The sequence below is a fragment of the Parathalassolituus penaei genome (assembly GCF_026626885.1).
Taxonomy (GTDB): domain Bacteria; phylum Pseudomonadota; class Gammaproteobacteria; order Pseudomonadales; family Oceanobacteraceae; genus Oceanobacter; species Oceanobacter penaei.
Window position 1 is genome coordinate 1 of record NZ_JAPNOA010000034.1, and the last position, 348, is coordinate 348.

Annotated in this window: 1 protein-coding gene; it reads right to left on the bottom strand. The window is 48.9% G+C overall.

Annotated elements, in window-relative coordinates; all coding sequences use genetic code 11:
• Positions 1-256 precede the first annotated feature (256 nt).
• The gene (locus tag OUO13_RS20070) at positions 257-340 is read right to left on the bottom strand and encodes a hypothetical protein (protein ID WP_428982302.1); all 84 of its coding nucleotides are present in this window, start codon (positions 338-340) and stop codon (positions 257-259) included.
• Between the last annotated feature and the right edge of the window lie 8 nt (positions 341-348).

Genomic DNA, 348 nt, shown 5'->3' on the forward strand with positions numbered 1-348 from the left:
AGAATCCGTAATCTGAGCTGGCAGGAAACGGTGACGCTGAATCCGGTGAGGAAGGAAGAAATACAAGCCGCGACGATGGCGGCCTGATTAATGGTTTATCGGACAACTATGTTGAAAAATACCGCTGCTGCCAGGAATTTTACCGCAGAAAGGCGGTTGAGAGAGGTTTTTCTACAGCTTCAACGCCCTGCTCTGCGGAAATTTAGGAGCGCCAGCGAGTAAATGATCTTGCCCCGCTTTTGCGGACACATTTGTATTATCCATTCTTCGCCTCATACTCTAGCGGACTAAGATAACCCAGACCAGAGTGCAGGCGTGATCGGTTGTAGAAGCCATCAATGTAATCCT